Genomic DNA, 4,106 nt, shown 5'->3' with positions numbered 1-4,106 from the left:
AGAAATCGAAGAAGCAGAAAAGCTTGGCATTCCCACACGCAGAGTGATGGAATATGAGCAAGGCTTCCGCATTGGAGCAGCAAGGAACACAGCTCCCCAAATGCAAATGGGTACACTCTGATGATGACGATGGTAATATAGACTCAGTGTGGACAAGCCCTCTGTTTTCAAGGGTTTGTCCATACTGGCTATATACACTAAGAACAATCAATTTGTCGAGGTATTCTCCTTAACACTTGTCATATTCGCTGCCATAATAGTGCTTGAGGATTTCGGATAATCTTTCAACTTCCGCTTCCAATTCACGGATACGTTTGTTTTTCGCAGCAAGGAGGACATCCTTGCTCCTGTCGGTAACCTTGCTCTTTGTAGTGTGCGGAGGTGTGGTAAGTGCGTTTTGTCGTAGCCGTTCTATACGCAAACGATAGTCTGGATTACTATACAAAGTTGTTTTTGAAACATGAGCAAGATTAGCAACAGCGTTAAAATTTACAGAAGCATTCTGCCCAATTAGTGTTCTAATGGCCGTGTCAATACGCTGTGATACTGCTTTGCTCTTGGATGCAGCATGAGATAATAAGCCATTCACATTGCGAACATGGTTATTCTTTGGCATTTGTGCGTTCCTCCCCAATAAATTCTCGCCCTTTTTTTCCGGCGAGGTGGCGTGTATGTCCGGTTTTTAGAATAGAAACAATTTCCTCGTATCGCTCAAGCAGATGCTGATTTTTTTCTACCCATATGTCTCGTCCCTGCATTTTACCACGTTCAATCAAGGTCTTGGTTTCTTGGATTTCAACCTCATATTGCGGCAAAAAATCAGGGGTAGTGCAAAGATTACGACATGTTAGGCAAGGATTCAGTTGTGTAAAACAGTCTTGTTTTTTTGGCTTCATACAGAATCCAAGAGGCATTCGGACAGCATCAAGGTTATACCTGATATATTCCCACTCAATTAAATCCTCATCTTCTATGGAAGAAATATCGATTTGTTTGAGATGACCGGAGGGCGTTATTCTAAAGACCCCATTTTTTACAGCTTGTTCCCAAGATTTCCTGAGTGTTGTATCCAGCACCTTGGCATAAACCAATGTCATTTCGGGGGACATGTGAGCCATCCATTTCTGAACATGAATCAAGCTCATTCCGTTATTGATTAGTTCAACGCCTTTTGTATGGCGGAACGAGTGAACTACAAAATGATGTACATGGCCTTGGTCATTGACAATATGATACTTTTGTGCAAGGCGATTCAATGCTTCGCTAATTTGCAAATTGGTCGGGGATTTTCCCATGCGTTTACCACTGTATCTGTTAAAGAGTAAGTGTCGCGGATTGTTTTGCTCTGTGCTTTTTGATTTAGCAATTTGTGCAACCGATTCAATGACCGCCTTAACCTCATCTGTGATAGGAATGCGGTGATCAACAATCCGAGTTTTTGCAATATCACCCTGCAAGTACCAACCTTGTTCCGTACATTCAAGACATGTGTCATATTTCAATCCCAGCACATCTGAACCTCTCCATCCAGATGCCATGAGTATAATTACAATAGGTATGTACTCGGCTGGTACCAAATGTTCTAAATGCTCTTTCAACTGTAGCAGGACACCTTCTGGGATATATTTTATACGTCCCGGCATTGGTGGTGGCTCCATAGGACGAGGGATATCCTCAAAATACAGTAGAGATGGCGATGGAATTAAAGGGGCCTCTGGATAATCAAATTGCTGAATACGATCGAGAAAGTGTTTTATGAATATAAGCTTGTTAAGGATAGCTCTTGTTCTGGCCGTATATTCACTCAAATAGTACGAGAGAAAATCCTCCATATGGTGGCGTGAAAGATGATTCAAATTTATCCACGTAGGTTCTTTATCTGCTATAAATTGTAAAAACTGCGAAATAGCATGCAGTTCGTTTCGGGACTGCGATGTTGAATTTATTGTTATTCGAAGTTTTATATAGCGTCGAGCCAATTCACGGAATGCGTACGGAACAGATGTAAAGTTAAGCCTATAAGTGGTAGAGTTGATCGGGATGTTGACACATGGGATTTTACGACAATCCCAAATATCCTTCTCGAATTCCTCCCGTGTATCATAAAAATCCAAAAAGAATAGATGCAGTTTTGATACTTGTGCCTTATATGCCGACCGTTTTGTGTGGTAACTATTTCGCCTCAGATGATCCAGCCATTCAGCCTGAATCTCTATCACCTTGACTTCCGAAAAACTACGTATTTCAGGATGATACTCGTGCAAAAAACGCATAAAAGCAATGAATGCAAACTGATAGTCAGAATAAAGTGTGTACATGTGCAATGTTTTTTGTGAGATACGCATAGCGAGATAGTATTTCAGCTCAAGCTTAAAAAGCTTCGGAATTTCAGAAAAAGAAATACGGCCTACATTATAGTCAGCAGCACTATTACGGTGCTCATCAAAAAAGGGATCAGCTAAATTCCAAATATCATTTTCCCAATGTGTCCCTTGTAGAAACAATTGTATTTTTGAAATCCTACCCAAATCCGGTGTAGGTATAAATTGATAATCATATGCAAGGTTCATTACTCATCACCCCTTTTCAGTAAATTCATCTGTTGCTCGGAATGCTCCCACTGCTTGCGTAAATCCTCATCATCGGAGTGCAGGTACACATAAGTTGACTGCACAAACGAATGTCCGGCACGTGCCTGTATCTGCTCCACTGGCCATCCAAGTCGCCGCAGCTCTGAAAAAGATGAGTGCCGCAGCATATGAGCTGTAAAATGCACACCAGATTTTTTACAAAGACGGCGAATCAATGCGGATACATCGCTGTAATCAAGCGGTTTTCCCTTGTTGGTACCACTTAGTTTTATGAAAATATGGTTTGTGTCCACATCATCGGTATGTGCTTCAGCTATGTACTCAAAAAACGAATTGATGAGATGGGCGGATACATCAACAGTTCTTGGACTGCATACAGTTTTTATTTCGGAGAGATTTTCCAGTTCCCCCCGATCTTTAACATGAATTCGATGTGCATCAGGCTCAATATCTTCAATCCAAAGAGCCAAAGCCTCTCCAATTCGCAAGCCACTCTCCCATAGAAGTTGTATAAGAAAACGATCACGGGATGTGTGGCATGCAGACAATACAAGCACTATGTCAGATTTTCTGACAGTTTTTATACGTCTTTTTGATGCTTTGAGTTTAATAATTCGTGTTTCAATTTGCCTTGATTTATTGATGTGGTAAAGAAAATCCTTAAATCCACGACTTGAAGCAGATACGGCACGGGTGAGTTTCTCTGATAGACGAAGGCTATATTCTTCGTGGCGAGCAAGGTAATCATAAAATGCGTAAACAGTTGACAGATAAACATTGATTGTCTCCGCTGATCGTGTGGATGCACCCGAAAGCAAAATAATATTGCTACGATGCCCGTTGTTTTGCAGCCATCGGATAAAGCCTGCCAGTTCATCTATCCCAACCTCTTCAAATGTCATATTCAGAGACTCAAGGTACTCAAAATAAAACTTTAAATGAAAGGAATAGGCTTTTAACGTGTTTCGTGCTCTACCGCAGTTGTCCTTAAATCGCAAAAAATGTAGTACCGGCGCAATCGGAATTCCAAGTGAATCGACCAAAAGATATCTGGTTAATCCTCTTCCGGTTTTGAATGTTTCTACTCGCATAAATATCCTCTCTTTCTTCTGCAGCAATGGCGGTAAATTATTTGCTGCAATAAATTCCGCATGACCTCCTCAATAAAATTATACAGTAAAGCAAAGCTTGGCAATGGTGCGCACCATTGCCAAGCTTTGCTTTTTGAAAGGATGTGAGCAGTATGCCCAAGGAAAATTTGGGATATAGCATCTGAACTATCTGTACTACAAAAAACAAGTTGTGTTTTTGTTTCAACAACGAAGGAAAGGTAGGTGATTTATATACTTGATGAACTATCTGAACGATTGGAAAGACCACTCCATATTACGATGGGGAGCCTCTTCGATGGGATCGGAGGTTTTCCATTGGCGGCTATCCGCAACGGTATCACTCCCGTATGGGCCAGTGAAATCGAAGCCTTTCCCATTGAAGTGACGAAAATCCGATTCCCCG

4 protein-coding genes and 1 pseudogene are annotated in these 4,106 nt (G+C 41.3%); 1 reads left to right on the top strand and 4 read right to left on the bottom strand.

Annotated features, from left to right (window positions below; genetic code table 11):
- The 4 genes from PHO71_RS25400 to PHO71_RS25385 all read right to left on the bottom strand — a co-directional run.
- A partial coding sequence (locus PHO71_RS25400) for a hypothetical protein (RefSeq protein WP_300208978.1) occupies positions 1 to 183 on the bottom strand: 183 nt, incomplete at its 3' end.
- Positions 184 to 229: 46 nt separating this feature from the next.
- The gene (locus PHO71_RS25395) at positions 230 to 616 is read right to left on the bottom strand and encodes a DUF6262 family protein (RefSeq protein ID WP_300208977.1); all 387 of its coding nucleotides are present in this window, start codon (positions 614 to 616) and stop codon (positions 230 to 232) included.
- Positions 603 to 2,570 (bottom strand): tyrosine-type recombinase/integrase, encoded by a 1,968-nt coding sequence (locus PHO71_RS25390; protein WP_300208976.1) that lies wholly within the window; start codon positions 2,568 to 2,570, stop codon positions 603 to 605. Before PHO71_RS25390 ends, PHO71_RS25395 begins: the two co-directional genes overlap by 14 nt.
- The gene (locus PHO71_RS25385; protein ID WP_300208975.1) at positions 2,570 to 3,682 is read right to left on the bottom strand and encodes a tyrosine-type recombinase/integrase; all 1,113 of its coding nucleotides are present in this window, start codon (positions 3,680 to 3,682) and stop codon (positions 2,570 to 2,572) included. The genes PHO71_RS25390 and PHO71_RS25385 overlap by 1 nt, the downstream gene beginning before the upstream one ends.
- A 300-nt stretch (positions 3,683 to 3,982) precedes the next feature.
- Between PHO71_RS25385 and PHO71_RS25380 the strand changes: the two are divergent.
- Positions 3,983 to 4,106, top strand: a pseudogene (locus PHO71_RS25380) (DNA (cytosine-5-)-methyltransferase); the annotation flags it as partial.

It is taken from the genome of Bacteroides sp. (assembly GCF_028690125.1).
Taxonomy (GTDB): Bacteria; Bacteroidota; Bacteroidia; order Bacteroidales; family Bacteroidaceae; genus Bacteroides.
This window is presented reverse-complemented; position numbering and strand designations above follow the sequence as displayed.